The organism is Zobellia sp. OII3, assembly GCF_002211465.1.
GTDB classification, from domain to species: domain Bacteria; phylum Bacteroidota; class Bacteroidia; order Flavobacteriales; family Flavobacteriaceae; genus Zobellia; species Zobellia galactanivorans.
The window spans coordinates 23,988-41,754 of the sequence record NZ_MWRZ01000009.1 but is presented as its reverse complement, the minus strand read 5'-3'; the positions used below and the strand labels follow the sequence as shown (position 1 = coordinate 41,754).

17 protein-coding genes are annotated in these 17,767 nt (G+C 42.2%); 7 read left to right on the top strand and 10 right to left on the bottom strand.

The features are described from left to right. Positions 1–124: 124 nt before the first annotated feature. Together B4Q04_RS18525 and recR are read right to left on the bottom strand one after the other, a co-directional pair. Entirely contained in the window at positions 125–1,477 is a 1,353-nt protein-coding gene (locus B4Q04_RS18525; RefSeq protein WP_088697687.1) for a dihydrolipoamide acetyltransferase family protein, read from the bottom strand. Positions 1,478–1,559: 82 nt separating this feature from the next. Then, positions 1,560–2,180 (bottom strand): recombination mediator RecR, encoded by a 621-nt coding sequence (gene recR, locus B4Q04_RS18520; protein WP_013991984.1) that lies wholly within the window; start codon positions 2,178–2,180, stop codon positions 1,560–1,562. Positions 2,181–2,237: 57 nt separating this feature from the next. On the opposite strand from recR, the gene B4Q04_RS18515 reads away from it, so the two are divergent. Continuing rightward, on the top strand, positions 2,238–3,716 hold the full coding sequence (locus B4Q04_RS18515) for a sodium:solute symporter (RefSeq protein WP_088697686.1): 1,479 nt from the start codon (positions 2,238–2,240) through the stop codon (positions 3,714–3,716). Positions 3,717–3,778: 62 nt separating this feature from the next. Here the strand turns inward: B4Q04_RS18515 and B4Q04_RS18510 are convergent, their stop codons facing one another. The 4 genes from B4Q04_RS18510 to B4Q04_RS18495 form a co-directional block, all read right to left on the bottom strand. After that, complete coding sequence (locus tag B4Q04_RS18510) at positions 3,779–4,138, bottom strand: CoA-binding protein (RefSeq protein WP_088697685.1); 360 nt, start codon at positions 4,136–4,138, stop codon at positions 3,779–3,781. A 220-nt stretch (positions 4,139–4,358) separates the two neighbouring features. Further along, on the bottom strand, positions 4,359–5,366 hold the full coding sequence (locus B4Q04_RS18505; RefSeq protein WP_013991987.1) for a 3-oxoacyl-ACP synthase III family protein: 1,008 nt from the start codon (positions 5,364–5,366) through the stop codon (positions 4,359–4,361). A gap of 108 nt (positions 5,367–5,474) precedes the next feature. Further along, positions 5,475–6,785 carry an ABC1 kinase family protein gene (locus B4Q04_RS18500; RefSeq protein WP_088697684.1) on the bottom strand — a complete coding sequence of 437 codons (1,311 nt, stop codon included), beginning with the start codon at positions 6,783–6,785 and terminating at the stop codon, positions 5,475–5,477. A gap of 36 nt (positions 6,786–6,821) precedes the next feature. Then, positions 6,822–7,478, bottom strand: coding sequence for a TetR family transcriptional regulator C-terminal domain-containing protein (locus B4Q04_RS18495; RefSeq protein ID WP_013991989.1), 657 nt, complete (start codon positions 7,476–7,478; stop codon positions 6,822–6,824). 438 nt (positions 7,479–7,916) lie between these two features. Here B4Q04_RS18495 and htpG point away from each other — a divergent pair, with 438 nt between their 5' ends. Beyond that, entirely contained in the window at positions 7,917–9,806 is a 1,890-nt protein-coding gene (gene htpG, locus B4Q04_RS18490; protein WP_013991990.1) for a molecular chaperone HtpG, read from the top strand. A gap of 535 nt (positions 9,807–10,341) precedes the next feature. Next, positions 10,342–10,716 carry a hypothetical protein gene (locus tag B4Q04_RS18480; protein ID WP_013991993.1) on the top strand — a complete coding sequence of 125 codons (375 nt, stop codon included), beginning with the start codon at positions 10,342–10,344 and terminating at the stop codon, positions 10,714–10,716. Positions 10,717–10,770: 54 nt separating this feature from the next. Here the strand turns inward: B4Q04_RS18480 and B4Q04_RS18475 are convergent, their stop codons facing one another. Beyond that, the gene (locus B4Q04_RS18475) at positions 10,771–11,580 is read right to left on the bottom strand and encodes an inositol oxygenase family protein (protein WP_013991994.1); all 810 of its coding nucleotides are present in this window, start codon (positions 11,578–11,580) and stop codon (positions 10,771–10,773) included. A 60-nt stretch (positions 11,581–11,640) separates the two neighbouring features. Next, positions 11,641–13,239: a solute:sodium symporter family transporter gene (locus B4Q04_RS18470; protein ID WP_013991995.1), complete on the bottom strand. Its 1,599-nt coding sequence runs from the start codon at positions 13,237–13,239 to the stop codon at positions 11,641–11,643. Between the two features lie 204 nt (positions 13,240–13,443). Here B4Q04_RS18470 and B4Q04_RS18465 point away from each other — a divergent pair, with 204 nt between their 5' ends. Both B4Q04_RS18465 and B4Q04_RS18460 read left to right on the top strand, forming a co-directional pair. Continuing rightward, on the top strand, positions 13,444–14,085 hold the full coding sequence (locus B4Q04_RS18465; protein WP_013991996.1) for an MOSC domain-containing protein: 642 nt from the start codon (positions 13,444–13,446) through the stop codon (positions 14,083–14,085). Then, positions 14,082–14,435: a hypothetical protein gene (locus B4Q04_RS18460; protein ID WP_088697682.1), complete on the top strand. Its 354-nt coding sequence runs from the start codon at positions 14,082–14,084 to the stop codon at positions 14,433–14,435. Before B4Q04_RS18465 ends, B4Q04_RS18460 begins: the two co-directional genes overlap by 4 nt. Positions 14,436–14,504: 69 nt before the next feature. Here the strand turns inward: B4Q04_RS18460 and B4Q04_RS18455 are convergent, their stop codons facing one another. Beyond that, entirely contained in the window at positions 14,505–15,089 is a 585-nt protein-coding gene (locus tag B4Q04_RS18455) for a hypothetical protein (RefSeq protein WP_013991998.1), read from the bottom strand. Positions 15,090–15,330: 241 nt separating this feature from the next. Between B4Q04_RS18455 and B4Q04_RS18450 the strand changes: the two genes are divergently transcribed. After that, the gene (locus tag B4Q04_RS18450; protein ID WP_013991999.1) at positions 15,331–16,200 is read left to right on the top strand and encodes an AraC family transcriptional regulator; all 870 of its coding nucleotides are present in this window, start codon (positions 15,331–15,333) and stop codon (positions 16,198–16,200) included. Beyond that, positions 16,200–16,799: an alpha-ketoglutarate-dependent dioxygenase AlkB family protein gene (locus B4Q04_RS18445; protein ID WP_013992000.1), complete on the top strand. Its 600-nt coding sequence runs from the start codon at positions 16,200–16,202 to the stop codon at positions 16,797–16,799. The genes B4Q04_RS18450 and B4Q04_RS18445 overlap by 1 nt, the downstream gene beginning before the upstream one ends. Before the next feature lie 186 nt (positions 16,800–16,985). Here B4Q04_RS18445 and B4Q04_RS18440 read toward each other — a convergent pair whose 3' ends face one another. Continuing rightward, a complete protein-coding gene (locus B4Q04_RS18440; protein ID WP_013992001.1) occupies positions 16,986–17,756 on the bottom strand; it encodes a S1/P1 nuclease in 771 nt (256 codons plus the stop codon). Between the last annotated feature and the right edge of the window lie 11 nt (positions 17,757–17,767).

Here is a 17,767-nt window from a genome sequence, read left to right as displayed (position 1 = left end):
TCACCCGGAATACAAATCACAAGCCACGGACCGTACCGCATCATTTTAAGGCCATCTTCTTGCGGACACCCGGACCGCCCATAGCACAGATAGCCCCAGAACCAACCGACAAGACTTCAATACACTAGATTTCCCTATCTACATCCCAACCTTCCAAGTAGTCGGCCACCGCCTTGGCGAACATACTGCCCAAGGCCCCGTTTACCACCCTATGATCATAGCTATGGGAAAGGTACATCTTACTGCGAATCCCTATAAAATCACCTTCAGCGGTCTCTATTACCGACGGAATCTTCCGAATCGCCCCCAAGGCCAAAATACCTACCTGCGGCTGATTGATAATAGGCGTACCGAACACACTGCCAAAGGTTCCGACATTGGTTACCGTATAGGTACCGTCTTGCACCTCATCGGGTTTTAATTTATTCGTTTTTGACCTAAAGGCCAAATCGTTCACCACCTTGGCCATACCTACCAAATTCAATTGGTCGGCATTTTTTATGACCGGAACGATAAGGTTACCGTCCGGCAGGGCCGCAGCCATACCAATGTTTATATTTTTCTTTTTGATAACCGTATCGCCATCTACAGATATGTTCATCATGGGATACTTTTTCAATGCCTTGGCCACAGCTTCCATAAAGATGGGGGTAAACGTCAGTTTTTCACCTTCCCTTTTCTCAAAATCTGCCTTAACCTTGTTACGCCAGTTTACGATATTGGTCACATCTACCTCGATAAAACTCTGTACATGCGCCGAAGTCGACACGCTCTCGGCCATATGCTTGGCTATCAATTTCCCCATACGCGACATGGGAATGACCTCCGCATCAACGGATTGCTTTATGGTAGCCGCCGCAACCGGCTCTTTTACCGCTTGCACCGAATTCACTGAAGGGGCTTCTTTTTTTACCTCTGTAGCGACCGCAGCAGCAGGCTCTTCAGCTTTTACCCTACCGTTCTTTAAATAATCGAGAATATCGTTTTTGGTGACCCTTCCATCGTTACCCGTACCTTTAATGGTATCGAGTTCGTCCATTGAGATACCTTCTTGTTTCGCTATATTTTTCACCAAGGGTGAGTAAAAGCGCTCTCCCGATACGGCCTTTGGAGCTTGATGGACAGGTGCACTGGCCACTTCCTTGGCCACTTTTACCGTCTCCTCTACCATAGCCGCAGATTCCTCTGCTTTATCGCTCGTCTTATCGACAACCACAGCTTCCGTATTGGCCGACTGTTCGGTCTCGATTATCGCAACCGTTTCCCCAACCTTGATCACGTCGTCTACCTCAAAGAACCTTTCTACCAAAACACCTTCCACCTCACTAGGAACCTCCGAATCCACCTTGTCGGTGGCTATTTCAAAAATAGGCTCGTCCAATTCAATAGTATCCCCAACTTCTTTCAACCAAGAGGTCAACGTTGCCTCGGCAACACTCTCACCCATTCTCGGTAATTTCAGTTCAAACTTTGACATATTCTTATTTTATACTGCTTTTAAGCTATTTTGGTCGCAAAAATACCAAAAAAAGCACCTATTTGTTAAATTTCCAACATTTTTAATTCGCCTTCAAGGAACCTTCAAAGGGAATTCTATTTAAAATACTTCGCCCCAGCGTGACCTCATCGGCATACTCAAGTTCATCACCCACGGCGATCCCCCGGGCAATGGTAGAAGTACTGACATCAAGTCCCTTCAATTGCTTGTAAATATAAAAATTGGTCGTATCGCCTTCCATAGTAGAGCTCAAGGCAAAAATAAGCTCCTTTACCTCTCCTTTTTTGGTCTTTTCCACCAAAGAGGCAATGGTAAGGTCTTGGGGACCTACACCTTCCATAGGCGATATTTTTCCACCAAGAACATGGTATAGCCCCCTGTATTGACTGGTATTCTCAATAGCCATTACATCCCTGATATCCTCTACAACGCAAACCAGGCTTCTATCCCGCTTGGGGTTGGCACAAATTTCACAAAGTGCCACATCTGAAATATTATGGCAATTTTCACAAAACTTAATGTCATTTCGCAAATGCAGCAAGGCATTGGATAATCTTTCGGTCTGTTCGCCCGGTTGTTTCAACAAATGTAGTACCAACCGAAGCGCCGTACGTTTACCGATACCCGGCAACTGTGACATTTCGTATACCGCATTTTCCAGAAGCTTTGATGAAAAATCCATGATTACAAAATTACGTACTATTTTTACTTTTTGTACTTTGGTTTGAAATTTTATTACATGACCGCCACCCACATTCTCATCTTGATCGGTGTTTATTTTCTTTTGCTTTTGCTCATATCTTACTTTACGGGGAAAAACGACTCGAACGTTGACTTTTTCAAAGCCGGCAAATCATCACCTTGGTACTTGGTAGCCTTCGGTATGGTAGGGGCCTCACTCTCAGGTGTAACCTTTATATCGGTACCTGGTTGGGTAGAGACCTCCGAATTCAGCTATATGCAGGTGGTCTTTGGTTATTTGGCCGGATATTTCGTTATCGCCTTTGTACTGCTCCCCATATACTACCAACTTAACGTAACCTCCATTTATGAATATCTAAAAAAACGTTTTGGAACGGTCAGTTACAAGGTCGGGGCCGTATCCTTCTTTATATCTAGGGTTCTCGGGGCAGCTTTCAGGCTCTTTCTGGTAGCCATAGTTTTACAGCAATTCGTTTTTGACGAGCTTGGCGTTCCTTTTGAGATCACGGTAATCCTATCTATTCTACTCATATGGACATACACCTTTAGGGGAGGAATCAAAACCATTGTATGGACCGACACCCTTCAGACGGCATTCATGCTCTTATCAGTAGGCTTGAGCATCTATTTTATCAATCAAAAGCTAGATTGGGGATTTACTGAATTTTTAGCTTCGGAAGAGCTAAAACAATACAACAAAATCCTGTTTACCGATAGTTTCTTTGACAAGAACCACTTTCTGAAGTCATTTTTTGGCGGAATGTTCATTACCATTTGTATGACGGGTCTTGACCAAGATATGATGCAAAAGAACCTCACCTGCAAATCGCTTAAGGACGCACAAAAAAACATGATTTCCTTTAGCGTTGTATTGGTTATCGTAAACTTTGTCTTTCTCTTGCTAGGGGCGCTATTGTTCATCTATGCCGCCAAATTCAACATTGCCACCCCCTTAATGGACGGCCAACCGAAGTCCGACCTTCTTTTTCCTGAAATCGCACTGAATAGCGGCCTGGGCAGCGTTGTGGCCATCACCTTTATGCTCGGACTCATTGCCGCGGCCTATAGCAGCGCCGATAGTGCACTGACCTCTTTGACCACCTCGTTCTGCGTAGATTTTTTAAACATTGACGAAAAAGAAGAAAAAGATCAGAACCGAATTCGAAAGACCACCCACGTTGGCATGAGCCTTCTTTTAATCGTAACCGTTATACTCTTCAAATACATTCTAGACCGCAATGTTATTGACGGACTATTGACGGTCGCGACCTACACCTACGGCCCTTTACTGGGCTTATTTACCTTTGGAATACTCACCAAGTTCGCCATTAAGGACAACTATGTATGGCTCATAGCCTTACTCTCCGTTCTATGCATCTTAGGCCTAGCCAATTTACCGGCGGACTACCTGGGAGGATACCAAGTAGGTTATGAACTATTACCCTTGAACGGATTACTGACATTTTTAGGACTCTGGGCCATTCGCAAAAGAAATGACTCTATTAAAATCGATTAAATATCAAATTATGAAATGTTAAAGTTTCATCCGAAAAATCGGACACCCCATTTGTCGGATATTTAATATTGACCTGTCGCCAACAAGACCAAGGTGCAGGCCACGACCACTTCAATCCCTTTGGATTCCAGTATTTTGTAAAACTCAGGGTTTTCAGTGCCCGGATTAAATATTACGCGTTTCGGGTTTATTTGTAAGATTTTATCGATATATTCAGGCTGGCGCGCTGGGCCGATATACAAAGTAATGGTGTGAATGTTTTGAATTTCGCTTAAATTGGTCTTTATTTGTATACCCCTGATTTTACCTTTTCGAAGGCCGAATGCTTCTATTTTGATGTTATGGTCTACTAGGCGATTTACCGCCAGATTACTGTAACGATTCGTTTTGAGCGAGGCTCCGAATACCAGGGTAGTTTTCATATGTTAAATATGATGTTAAAGTTTAATACATGTTGTAACCTTTGTAACATTTGTGCGTCTTATTAAAAGTCGTTATGATGTTTATAACCTTTCAATAATATTGGTCGGTGATAAAGCTATATGTTTATAGTTAATGGTTAGTGTTTAGTATAGCAGCATCAACGACAGAAACCCCGATGGAGACATCGGGGTTTTGTGTGTGCCGTAAATTTCTATTTACTTACCATTTGATGATAACACTGCCCCAAGTGAAGCCGCTACCGAAAGCTGCCAAGACCACCAAATCGCCTTCTTTGACCTTTCCTTTTTCCCATGCCTCGGTAAGGGCTATAGGAATGGATGCGGCAGTAGTATTGCCATATTTCATGATGTTGTTATACACCTGATCATCAGAGAGTTTGAATTTCTTTTGAATAAACTGGGAAATACGCAAATTGGCCTGATGCGGCACAAGCATATCAATATCCTCAGGGGCCAGCCCGTTAGTCTTCAAGCCTTCCATAATTACCTCACTGAACCGTACCACCGCATTTTTAAATACGAACTGTCCGTTCATATACGGAAAATAAGACTCATCATTTGGGTCGTTATCTTCAATGATATCGGTAACCCAGCGCTTACCCATACCCGGTGCTATCAAGGAAAGCTCTTCGGCATGTTGGCCTTCACTGTGCAAATGTGTAGAAAGAATACCTTTTGAATTATCCTCTTCCCTACTGAGCACGGCGGCACCCGCACCATCACCGAAAATCACCGAAACACCCCTACCTCGAGTAGTCATATCAAGACCATGGCTATGCAGTTCCGAACCGATAACCAAGACATTTTTGTACATACCACTCTTAATATACTGATCGGCAACACTTAAGGCATAGATAAAGCCGGAACATTGATTCCTAACATCTAAGGCCCCCACGGTCTTTATACCTAAATCGCGCTGTACCAGTACACCGGGACCAGGAAAATAATAATCGGGACTCAAGGTGGCAAAAACAATAAAATCGATATCATCTTTGTCGATACCGGCCCGTTCAATAGCTATTTTTGCCGCTTTAACACCCATTGTGGTCGTGGTATCGGTACCTTTGAGCACATGCCTTCTCTCTTTTATACCCGTACGTTCTTGGATCCATTCATCATTGGTATCCATTACCTTGGCCAAGTCGTCATTGGTCACTACGTTTTCGGGCACAAAATATCCTAGTCCCGTTATTTTTGAATTATACATAGAAGATTTTTTAAAAATTTAAAAGCAAACGCTTTCACCGTATTGCAAAGTAACCCGTAAATTTCTAAGATATGCAAAAATTATAAGATGATTTTGATCTTCCGATATTTAAGATAAGTACCGCTTAAAGCTATTGACCTCGATTTTCGCGTTAAGGTCATGGAGAAGATTGTAAAGACCGAAGAAAGTCCGGTTCATATAAAGAAAGTGCTTAGACCCCCTATTCCCGTTCATTTTCCGTATTTGACTGTCTTTCGAATAGCGTTCGCTCAAATCGGCTATTTTTTCCCAAAAATCATTGGAACCAAAATCAAAATACTCCTCATTGAATGGCGAGGTAAAAAGCGAAAGCATTTCTTTAAAGAGAGCCTTAAAAAATTTCAATTCTTCGGGTGAATCGGTTTCCGTCAATATTTCCAACTCGTACAGCTTTTCCATAAAAACCGTATCATTTTCAATGTTCTGTTTTTGCGCCAACTCAAAATAAGGTACATAAAACTCCTTGGGCACCTCTTTAATACACCCGAAATCTATAGCGATCAAAGTATGGTCTTCGCTTACCAAAAAGTTACCGGGATGTGGATCGGCATGAACCTTCCTCAAACCGTGTATTTGGAACATATAGAAATCCCAGAGAGTCTGACCTATACTATTACCGACTTCCGGATCAAATTCCTTGTTGGTAAATTCACTTAGGTGCCGCCCCTGCATCCAATCCATGGTGATAATACGCTCACTGGAAAGTTCTTTATAGTATTTAGGAAATTTAAGGTTCTTGATGGCCGAGCATCTCTCGGTAATTTCTATACTTTGTTCAATTTCGCGCAGATAGTCGGTCTCCTCGATTAGCTTGTTCTCTACTTCCTTAAAATACTTATCCGAATCTTTCCCCTGCAAGTTGAACATTCTGATGGCTATGGGCTTTACCAAGGCCAAATCACTTGAAATACTCTCGGCCACACCGGGATACTGTATCTTGACCGCCAAGGCTTTGCCATCTTTGGTAGCCTTATGCACTTGACCGATGCTGGCCGCGTTCACACTATCTTTTTCAAAGGTATCGAAAAGTTCTTCAGGGTACTTGCCCAGATATTTCTTAAACGTTTTTCTGACCAGTGGTGCCGACAGTGGTGGCACCGAAAATTGAGATAGCGAAAACTTGTCGACATAGGCCCTCGGCAGTAAGTTTTTTTCCATACTCAACATCTGGGCCACCTTCAATGCACTACCCTTGAGGCTTTTAAGCCCGTCATAGATATCTTCGGCATTGTTTTCGTTGAGTTCGTCTTTCCCCAGCTCGGGGTTGACCAATTTTTTTCCGTAGTACTTCACATAGTTTCCACCGATCTTTACACCCGTCTTAACCAGTTTGCCTGCTCTTTCTATCTTCCCCGTGAGTATACTATCAAGTGTCTTCATATGTTGTTGTTAAGGCGAGAATAATAAACCACCCGGCTATGCCATGGTTTCCTTATATAAGAATTTGCCGAAATCGATTATATTTTCCAATGGCGTATGATCAAAGATGTCGAAAACGGTATTGATGGATTTCTCAATGGCCATATCGGTTTTTTCGAAACCAGGGGAACTGTCACCCATCCAAAACTTCAATACGAACAGAAACTGCAACCACGCCCCTTCAGAAAATATCTTCGGATTGTACTTTGTGATCTTGGAGCTTTTCTCCGAATTGGCCTCATCGATCAAACCAGTAGCGAAACCCTTCACCAAGTGCCGTAAATCTTTCAACTGTGCCAAATTCTTGAGTGCATTCCGATGTTCGGTCAAAGTAAGCAGCACATAGCTTCGGTTTAGGCTCAACAGCTCAAAAAAGGTAAAGAAGAAGGTCAACATCTTTTCCTTGTTCGTAAAGCTTTCGTATTCGTCGTTCTTGTTCAAAAGTGCTTCGGTATGGGCGTAAAATTTGCTCCATATTGCTTTCTGCAGGGCTTCCACCGAACCAAAAAACGCATAGAAATCGGTTTCGGCAATTTTGTTTTCCTTACAGAACTTGTATATCGATTTCGGTACTGCCTCATGCTCGAGAACGTAGTCCATATAGAGTTCAATGATGCGATCTTCCGTAATTTTATTTGTCTTTGTCTTAGCCACGATTCTTGAATTTTATTACATAAAGTTACGCCTTAAAAGCTTTAACTACTGTTAAGGGTATACCAATTCTTATTCTACTCTAATTTAAAAAACGTGCTTTCCGAAGAAAACACGCTCTTAAACAACCTAACAATAATTAATTTAAACGTGATCCAAACTAAAACGCTCTTTCTCATAGCAATCTTAATCACATCCATGACCAAATATACAAAATGTTTAACTATTTCCAAAAATAATTAAACAAAAAGACAATTATGCCATTTCTTCAAAGTATGGAAGAGTGGAATGCGCCAGTTTGTCACTCTTACCGTATGTGGTATTTTTTTTGACAGGCACCATCTAGGTAATTACTACTGTGGTTCCTTTATGCTCAAGAACCAAAACAAATATTAAACTATAGGTCAAGCTACGGCGAGTACCTTATTAAAATTATAGTATATGGCAACAGGTAAAATCAACGTTTCGGTGGAAAATATCTTTCCGCTGATCAAGAAATTTTTGTACAGTGACCACGAAATCTTCTTAAGGGAGCTGGTGTCGAACGCGACCGATGCAACACTTAAACTGAAGCACCTGACCTCTATAGGCGAGGCCAAGGTAGAGTACGGCAACCCGATGATCGAAATAAAGGTCGATAAGGAAGGAAAAAAAATACACGTTATAGACCAGGGTATCGGTATGACCGAGGACGAGGTCAAGAAATATATCAACGAGCTTGCTTTTTCAGGTGCCGAGGAATTCTTGAACAAATATGAGGACGGCGCCAAGGAAACCGGAATTATAGGTCATTTCGGTTTAGGTTTTTATTCGGCCTTTATGGTAGCCGACAAGGTTGAGATCAACACCAAAAGCTTTAAGGAAGATGCCGAGGCGGTACACTGGAGCTGTGATGGATCACCCAATTTTACCTTGGAGCCCGGCAGCCGACAAGAACGCGGTACGGAAATCATCCTACACATTGCGGAAGACTCGACCGAGTTTTTGGAAGACAGCCGCATCAACCAACTTCTAAACAAGTACAATAAGTTCATGCCGATACCGATCAAGTTCGGTACAAAAACGGAAACTTTACCCAAACCGGAAGGTGCCAAGGAAGACGATCCCGCACCTACCCAAGAAGTAGACAATATCATCAACAACCCTAATCCGGCTTGGACCAAGCAGCCCGCCGACCTAGAGGACAAAGACTATAAAGAGTTCTACCGCGAGTTGTACCCAATGCAATTCGAAGAACCCTTGTTCAACATTCACCTGAACGTAGACTACCCCTTCAACCTTACCGGTATTTTATACTTCCCTAAGTTGACCAACGACCTCAATGTACAGAAAGACCGCATTCAGTTGTACCAAAACCAGGTTTTTGTTACCGATAACGTTGAAGGCATCGTGCCCGAGTTCTTGACCATGCTTCGCGGTGTAATCGATTCGCCCGACATTCCTTTGAACGTTTCCAGATCATACCTACAAGCCGACGGTGCCGTCAAGAAAATTTCTTCGTACATAACGAGAAAGGTCGCCGATAAGCTGAATTCATTGTTCAAGAACAACCGCGAGGAATTTGAGCAAAAGTGGAACGACATCAAGATCGTTATTGAATACGGAATGCTCAGTGAGGACAAATTCTTTGAAAAAGCTGACAAATTTGCACTGTATCCTACTGTAGACGGTGCCTACTATACTTTTGAGGAACTACAGGAAAAAATAAAGGAAAATCAAACCGATAAAGACGATAAACTCGTTGTTCTTTATGCCTCCGACAAGGTTGCCCAACACAGTTATATTGAAGCTGCAAAGGCAAAAGGTTATGAGGTACTCTTGATGGATTCCCCAATCATTGCCCATTTGATGCAAAAATTGGAAACCTCAAAAGAGAAACTTTCATTTGCCCGTGTAGATGCCGACCATTTGGACAACCTGATCAAAAAAGAGGATGCCCAAATCTCTAAATTATCGGACGAGGAAAAGGAGACCCTTAAAAAGAATCTTGAAGAGGTAATTACCGATAAGAGCTATACCGTTCAACTTGAGGCTATGGACAGTGATGCTTCACCCTTTATCATTACCGAGCCGGAATTTATGCGCCGTATGAAAGAAATGCAGCAGACCGGTGGTGGCGGTATGTTCGCTATGGGGTCAATGCCCGATATGTACAACCTTATCGTAAACACCAATCACCCGCTCGTAGGTGAGATATTGAACACCAAAACCGCCAAAAAACGCGAACGGTTGATCAATCAATCCATAGATTTGGCACGGCTTTCAAAAGGATTATTAAAAGGTGAGGAATTGACAAACTTTATCAAACGCAGTTACGAAATGGTGAAGTAACACCAAATTATACACTTACAAAAACGCCCGATTGCAGAGTATCGCAATCGGGCGTTTTTTCTTGTTAAAATTCATATCTTCCCCAAAAATTTGAAATAGGCCCCAAAAAAACCCAAGATTTTGAAGTCTATCTCTATAAAAGAATCAAAGAAAAAATACCTACTATAGGTGCCGCTAAAAGAAGAATATAAAGAATGAAAACTTTTAAATTGCAAGAAACACCTTGGCCATCAGACTTTTGGAAAACCCCAAAAAATAACAAAAGGGCCAAGCCCAAAATCTTTCGACCCATTTCTATTTTAGGTCGGCAAGATGCATTCGCCCCGTCTAGCCTTTTTCAATACGAATCTTTGAAGCAAACTTTGGTTTATTTTATGGCCAAAGCAGGTGCAAACGCAGCAAGAGCCTAAGCATTCTTTGCAATCGTTGTCTTTTGCGAAACTCAATCTCACTGAACCTCAACAAACATTTTACATCTATAGAGTGCCCCATAATCTCTAACGAAAACCTATTACTTATCTAAATCTTACTTTGTATGGTACTAACAGAACTAAACCCCAAGGGCAATTTTGACTCTTGGGACAAAAAGAAACTGAATGAAATTAAACAGAATACCTTCAGTACGAAAATTGGCGATACCCTTTTTGAAAATGACGAACTTGTTTTAAGCGAGATAATTTTAAAGCCCGGGGAAAGAACCCCCTTTAGAAAACACGCTAACGATTATAGCTGTACGTGCTTTACAGACGGACTCTTGGTTTCAAGAAATGTCAATGGGCAGATCGGGCTTTTACGCTTTGACCAAGGCGATCAATTCTATTGGACCTGTAGCAAAAAGGAAACAATTCACGACCTTGAAAATATCGGAGAGAACACCGTCATCATCAAAGTACTTGAAATAAAAAGGTAACGGCCATTCCGCCCCTAGGTTGAATGACCATTGCTATTGTATATAATTATGGACCTACCAGAAAATAGGTCCCTTACCCAAGTATTTTTCAGCTATGGGCTGGTAATATTCGCGCACCTCTTCCAAATCGTATATTTTTTGGCATTTGGTGTAAAGGTCGTATTTATTGAAATCTTTAATCAGTTCTAAATACTCCTTATCCCCTTCATTCAAGAGTTCCTTATAGCTTCCTCCGGTATGCCAAGGGTAAAAGGAGTGGTACCGGACCATGACCATGGCTTCTTTGGGCAATGTGTTTTCCTTATGGTTTGAAAGCACCTGATAAAGATATTCATCATGCCCCCAGGCAAGGTTTAGCTTGTCAAGTCCGCAACCTTCTTGGTAAATACCTGTAGGGGTATTGTAACGGTCATCGGCCATATCGGGATTCAATTCGTTAAATTCGGGATAGACACAGGTATCGGGCAATTTACAACCGACCACAAATACATCGCCAACGGTACCCCATTGCTCGTCTTGGCTTGTACCATCTTCATCACTGCCCCAAAGGAACATTATCTTCCCTAAATCGTGAATGAGCCCTGTCAGCTGCATCCAATCGGGGCGATTGTCTTCCCTAATGGCCTCGGCGCTCTGAATCAAGTGCTGTACGTTAGGTAGATCCAAATCGGGATCGCTCACATCGATCAACTTATTTAAATGGCCCATGGCTTCCCATAGATCCATAGGTTTATCATATGTCAAATATTTCTTTTGCATACGCTGAACATAATCAACAGTCTGATTCTTCCGCATTTTCCTGTAATGCTCTTTCACAGCGGCCGATACGTCTACAGCCTCATAATCCCTGAACGTTTTTTCCATTTTTAAAAATTTAGCATTAAACTCACTCTGTTACAGTACTCTTTCTATCTCGATTATGTGCTAGACATTGCCTAAAACAAGGTACAAAATAATCGTAAACAGTATAAGAAAGAAACTAAAGGGCTTGGCAAACCTCCATGGTTTTAGGTTTAACACGCCCGCGTCTTTCATAATAAACTTTTCTTCTTTTTGGGTTAAGGCCGATACAATGTGCATAATGGCGATATTCAGAACGAATTCAATACCCCAAATATGGATAAAATGAAGGTTGACCTCAAGCACATAATACATAAACACGTAGAACAACAGACCAAAGCCAAGGCCTGCCTTGGCGCCAGCAGCCGTTACTCTCGGAAAAAGGAAACCCGCAATGATCACACTGGCTATAGGAATAAAGAATATACCGTTCAGCTGTTGTAGCAACTGGTACAGCCCATCCGGGGCATTGGCCACAAAGGGGGCAATGCCAATGGCCAATATAGCGAGAATGGCGGAGGTACTTTTACCAATGACCACCAACTTCTTCTCATTGGCATCCTTTTGAATGTATTTTTTAAATATATCAAGGCTAAAAACCGTGGCGGCACTGTTCAAGGCACTGTTAAAAGTACTTAAGATAGCCCCCATCATTACGGCAACAAAAAAGCCCGTAAGCCAGAGGGGCAATACTTTCTTCACCAAAAGCGGGTATACGTTATCTGGATTATCGTACAGGCTCTCTCCGAAATAATAAAACCCTATAAGTCCGGGCAACACAATCACCAAGGGCACCAATATCTTCAGCAGTCCAGTAAATAGTAGTCCTTTTTGGGCTTCCTTTAGATTGACCGCCCCCAGCACCCGTTGAATAATAGATTGGTGCATGGTCCAGAAATAGATTTGGTTGACCATAAGGCCCGTAAACAAAACCTCAAAGGGCAGAATAGCGGAACGCGCCCCCTCTCCTACTCCCGATTCGTGACTAATGACGTTGAATTTTTCAGGACTATGCCTAAAAACGGTCGACATCCCCTCGAGAATGTTTCCGTCCCCAATGGCCAATAGGGCCAGTGTGGGCACCAGAAGACCGGCTACCAAAAGCCCAAAGCCGTTAATGGTATCGGTATAGGCGACCATTTTCAATCCGCCGAAAATAGCGTAGACCGCACCAATGCTTCCTACAATTAAAATCGTTATCCATATTCCTTCGCTCGTTGTCACGTTCAAGAGTTCCGAGATATCGAAGATAGCTTCAATATTCAATGCTCCAGTGTATAGAACAATGGGCAGCAAGGTCGCCACAAAGGAGATGATCAAAAGAAGGGCCACTAAGGTCCGTGTGAGTCCGTCAAAGCGTTTTTCCAAAAATTCCGGAATGGTGGTCAAGCCCATTTTCAGGTAGCGCGGCGCAAAATATAGGGCAGCTATGACCAAGGCCAAGGCCGAAGTTACCTCCCAGGCTACAATGATTGCCCCATTACGATAAGCCGACCCGTTCATCCCCACCAAATGCTCGGTAGATATATTGGTCAAAAGCAAAGAGCCCGCTATGACCACCCCGGTCAACGATCTACCTCCCAAAAAGTATCCGTCCTTGGTATTCAGCTTGTCGCGTCTAAGCTTGTAAGTGGCGTAAAAGGCTACAAATCCTGTAAACAATAAAAATGTTAATAATGCCATAAATGGGGGTAATATCCTAATTTATATAAGGCGCGATAAGCCACCGAATGTCAAATTAACAGAATTTAAGTGAATAATCTAGCACATTATCAAAATTTTCGTGTGCGCAGACGAAAATAAATTCTTCCACTCCTTCCTCTAAGTACAAAAAACAAGTAATCGATACGATTCTATTTTTACAGATAGGTTTTCTACCTTTAAGCAATGGAAATCATCTCTACCAATATCGGACGCCCCACCACGGTTATATGGAACGGCAAAAATGAGCAGACCGGCATATTCAAATCCCCGGTAGAAGAACCCCTATTTTTAGGAAAGACCGATGTAGCCAAAGATTCGGTCATTGACCGAAAGCACCATGCCGGCATCAATAAGGCCTGTTTTCTGTTTTCGGTAGACCATTACGACTACTGGAAAAAATTATATCCGGATCTGGAATGGAAATGGGGAATGTTCGGTGAAAACCTTAGTGTAAGCGGACTTGACGAATCTATCGTTCGTATAGGCGACATCTATAAAATAGGAAGCGCCCTTGTTCAAATTTCCCAACCAAGGGAACCTTGTTACAAACTTGGGATCCGGTTTAACGACCAAGGCATTTTAAAAAAATATATCGACTATGGCTATCCGGGCACCTACGTTCGCATTCTTGAAGAAGGGGAAGTCAGAAAAGGAGAGCAATTCATTTTGATAGAGCAATCTACAAACGAACTTACCGTAAAGGATTTTTTTCAGCTTTTGTTCATGCGCAAAAAAGACCCGAAAATATTGGAGCTAGCATTGACCAACCTAGCCTTGCCAGAGTACAAACGTGAACGTTTGAAGAAATATCAAGCTAAACCATGAGCTACACATGGCACCTCTACGTAATGGGAGCAATTTACGTATTGGCCGGAATAATGCACTTTATCAAACCTAGGGTGTATATGGCAATCATGCCCCGTTACTTGCCCAATCATAGGCTTTTGGTACAACTGAGCGGTGTGGCCGAAATAGGTATGGGCCTGGGCGTGTGTTTCCCTTTTTCAAAAAACTATGCCATTTATGGGCTCATTTTAATGTTGGCCGTTTTCTTACTGGTACATTTCTATATGCTTTCAGAAAAAAAGGCTTCAGCCGGCATTCCCAAATGGGTATTGTGGGCAAGACTGCCTTTGCAGTTTGTTCTAATGTACTGGGCCTACAGCTACCTATAGCCATAAAAAAAGCCCCTAAGGTTCTCAACCACCTTAGGGACAATTTAACTCAACTCAACTTAAACAATCTTAATTTACCGATATCTCCTTGTAGTAGGTTTCTTTGCTATCCCTTACTACTACGGTATAATCACCGGAATAGGCCTTGGTAAAATCAAATGCTTTTTCAATAGTCATTTCATCTTCCCGTTTTTCCGAGAAAACCAATCTGTTACTACTGTCGTAAACTTGTATGTTAACGTCTTTCTTATCGAGGTTCAATAGGTTCAAATACACTCTACCGTCTTTTACCCTAAAGACTGGCTTACTGTTTTCTTTCCTATCGATAACCTTCACAGTGCTACCCTCAATGCTGATAGTATACGATATCGTCTTTAATTCATCTTCCGATTTAAAGAAATATAGACCATCTTTAAGGTTAGACAAGTCGAATTTCTTGGCATAAGCCCCTTTTTCAACTTTTTCAAAGAATATAACGTTCTGTTCCGCATCGATGAACTTGATAGTCGTGCTCCCTGATTGGGAATCAAGCTCGTATACGAAACTTTTTACATTTTCATTAGGTACAACGCTCAGTTTAGGCTCACTCGCTAATCCAACAGTCGTGCTGAATAATAATGCGATCATTGCTGCTGTTCTTACTACTTTTCTCATGTCGTTGTTGTTTTGTAACCTGTCGTGAAACAGGTCGATTAATATTGGTTTAATATTACACTACAAACATACCGCCGTAATTCGGCTCCTACTACTCCACAATTGGCCAATAACTATGCTATTTTAACATCGCTTACATACTAAAAGACCCCAAAGGGTAATATTGAATATATTTTGGTTAATTTTGCAAAGAAAGGAAGAAACAACCTTGTTTAATTTTGCCATATAAACACCCCAGTAGATGAATCAAAAACCTGCTTTTGAGGCTATTGAACCCAGTTTTGGGCATTCTTACACGTATCAACGCTTTGATGCGACCAAGAACAACAAAAACAACATCTGGCATTACCACCCTGAAATAGAGCTGGTTCACGTAAACGGTGGATCGGGAAAAAGACAGATCGGGAGCCATGTTTCGTACTACTCCAACGGCGACCTTATATTAATAGGAAGCAACCTACCCCATTGTGGCTTTACCGATAAGCTTACGGGCAACGAGAGTGAGACCATTATTCAGATGAAGCAGGATTTTTTGGGAAACGACTTTTTTGATATTCCCGAGATGAAAAAGATCCAATCCCTTTTTGAAATGGCCAAGGGCGGTATTGCCTTTTCCGGAAAGACCAAAAGAAAGATTGGTGAGAAAATGCAGATTTTAGAGTACCAGACCCATTTTCAGCGTTTACTTTCCATATTGAACATACTGAACGAACTGGGCAACTCCAAAGATTTCAAGATTCTCAATGCCGAAGGTTTTTCAATGGAGACCGAAGTAAAGGACAACGACCGCATCAATGTGGTCTTCAACTACGTGAAGAATAACTTCAAGGAAGAGATTACGCTAGATGAAATCAGCAACCTAGTAAGCATGACGGTACCGTCTTTCTGCCGTTACTTTAAAAAGATTACCAATAAGACCTTTGTTCAGTTCGTAAACGAGTATCGTTTGGTACATGCGTCTAAGCTTCTGGCCGAACAGCCCTTAAGTATTACCGAGGTTTGTTTCGAAAGCGGGTTCAACAACTTTTCGCACTTTAACAAGCAGTTCAAGGCCTTTACCGGGCAAAACCCATCGGAGTATAGAAACGAGTTGAAAACGGTCCTTAAATAATGAAAAGGCTGGTTCCGGAAGAGATCTACCTAAATCTGCCCGATAGTGATATCGTCTATTATCCTGATTTCTTGGAACGGTCGGAAGCCGACAGCTCTTTTGACTTGCTTTATAAAGAAACGCCATGGCAGCAAGACCATATCTCCGTATTTGGTAAACGCTACGCCCAACCCAGACTCACGGCGTTGTACGGCAACAATGGAAAGCCCTATTCATATTCAAATTTGGTGATGCTTCCCCATGCATATACAGATACCCTTTTAAAAATAAAGAAGAAAGTAGAGGCCCAAACCGAAACAAGCTTTACCTCCTGCCTACTAAACCTGTACCGCAATGGTCAGGATAGCAACGGGTGGCATGCCGACAATGAAAAAGAATTGGGCAAACACCCGATCATTGCTTCGGTAAGTTTAGGGCAAGAACGTTTCTTCCACTTAAAACACCGAACGGACAAAAGTTTAAAACAAAAGCTCTTATTGCAACACGGAAGCCTTTTATTGATGAAGGGCCCTACACAAGAAGCGTGGCTGCACCAAATACCGAAAACGGCGAAACCTATCGGTGCCCGTATCAACCTGACCTTTAGAATTATCACATAAAAAAATCGGCCATTTTGTAATGACCGATTTTTTTTGCCCTTTAGCTATGGGAAGGTTACTGTCTTTAAACGTCGGGCGCCGAATAATTTCCTCGCAACCATCTACATAAATATAACTTCAAATAGACGAGCGGGGTATAAGCATTCGTTGAATTCCAGTTTTTTTTGATAAATGGTCGACTACATTTTAAAAAAGCCCGTTCAAGACCTTGGCCAAACGCAGTCCGCCCTTTTGCAATTGGTCTTCAACGGTGCCCCACCAATCATAACTATAGCGATAGTATAATTTTTCGCCTGCCTCCACTGAACCGTACAATTGTTGGGCAATATCTTGGGACTCCCCTACCCAGTCGTAAATAGTCCCTTCTTGAATCTGTTTTATTTGCTTTTTTGAAAGTTTGGGCAAGCTTGAAGCCAATTCGGTATAGCTCATACCGTAGTCGTTGATCATGTTAGAATCCCAAACTTTGTGAAGGTTGCTCCCCTTGTTGAACCATTGCACCTGAATGTCGTTTCCCCCTTTATCTTCAAAGCGGCCTACATGTAGGGGCTGATGCAGATCACCGATCAAGTGGACCAACATTTTAAGGTAAAACACCTTATCTTCCCTTTTGGCGTTCGGGTCTTTTATAATTTCAACGCACTTCTGTATTCCGACTACAATATCGCCATGTTTGTTGGGCTCGATATCGGAATACCTCTTTCCATCCGGAATGTTTACGTAATGCCAAGCACTGAATTCTTTGAAGGCTCTGTCGGCCTTAATGTCATCTCCAAACGTAGATACATAGGCAAGGTCTCTACCGTTCAATAATTTTTTCAGGGCTTTCCTGGTTTTTTTTGAAAGGTGTTGCTCTGCTACCTCGCCAACGGTCCGGTGTCCGGTTTTAGACCATTCACCTTCGTTTGCGTTAGAAAAGAAGGTTATAAAGAACAAAAAGAATACTATTTTTCCCATGGACAAAATTT

Bases quoted from the DNA above. Each gene is read 5' to 3' on its own strand.
- B4Q04_RS18445 (WP_013992000.1), top strand. From the start codon at position 16,200: ATGAAAAGGCTGGTTCCGGAAGAGATCTACCTAAATCTGCCCGATAGT.
- B4Q04_RS18510 (WP_088697685.1), bottom strand. From the start codon at position 4,138: ATGAAAACTACCCTGGTATTCGGAGCCTCGCTCAAAACGAATCGTTAC.
- B4Q04_RS18440 (WP_013992001.1), bottom strand. From the start codon at position 17,756: ATGGGAAAAATAGTATTCTTTTTGTTCTTTATAACCTTCTTTTCTAAC.
- B4Q04_RS18480 (WP_013991993.1), top strand. From the start codon at position 10,342: ATGGTACTAACAGAACTAAACCCCAAGGGCAATTTTGACTCTTGGGAC.
- B4Q04_RS18465 (WP_013991996.1), top strand. From the start codon at position 13,444: ATGGAAATCATCTCTACCAATATCGGACGCCCCACCACGGTTATATGG.
- B4Q04_RS18505 (WP_013991987.1), bottom strand. From the start codon at position 5,366: ATGTATAATTCAAAAATAACGGGACTAGGATATTTTGTGCCCGAAAAC.
- htpG (WP_013991990.1), top strand. From the start codon at position 7,917: ATGGCAACAGGTAAAATCAACGTTTCGGTGGAAAATATCTTTCCGCTG.
- B4Q04_RS18460 (WP_088697682.1), top strand. From the start codon at position 14,082: ATGAGCTACACATGGCACCTCTACGTAATGGGAGCAATTTACGTATTG.
- B4Q04_RS18455 (WP_013991998.1), bottom strand. From the start codon at position 15,089: ATGAGAAAAGTAGTAAGAACAGCAGCAATGATCGCATTATTATTCAGC.
- B4Q04_RS18515 (WP_088697686.1), top strand. From the start codon at position 2,238: ATGACCGCCACCCACATTCTCATCTTGATCGGTGTTTATTTTCTTTTG.
- B4Q04_RS18475 (WP_013991994.1), bottom strand. From the start codon at position 11,580: ATGGAAAAAACGTTCAGGGATTATGAGGCTGTAGACGTATCGGCCGCT.
- B4Q04_RS18500 (WP_088697684.1), bottom strand. From the start codon at position 6,785: ATGAAGACACTTGATAGTATACTCACGGGGAAGATAGAAAGAGCAGGC.
- B4Q04_RS18450 (WP_013991999.1), top strand. From the start codon at position 15,331: ATGAATCAAAAACCTGCTTTTGAGGCTATTGAACCCAGTTTTGGGCAT.
- recR (WP_013991984.1), bottom strand. From the start codon at position 2,180: ATGGATTTTTCATCAAAGCTTCTGGAAAATGCGGTATACGAAATGTCA.
- B4Q04_RS18470 (WP_013991995.1), bottom strand. From the start codon at position 13,239: ATGGCATTATTAACATTTTTATTGTTTACAGGATTTGTAGCCTTTTAC.
- B4Q04_RS18525 (WP_088697687.1), bottom strand. From the start codon at position 1,477: ATGTCAAAGTTTGAACTGAAATTACCGAGAATGGGTGAGAGTGTTGCC.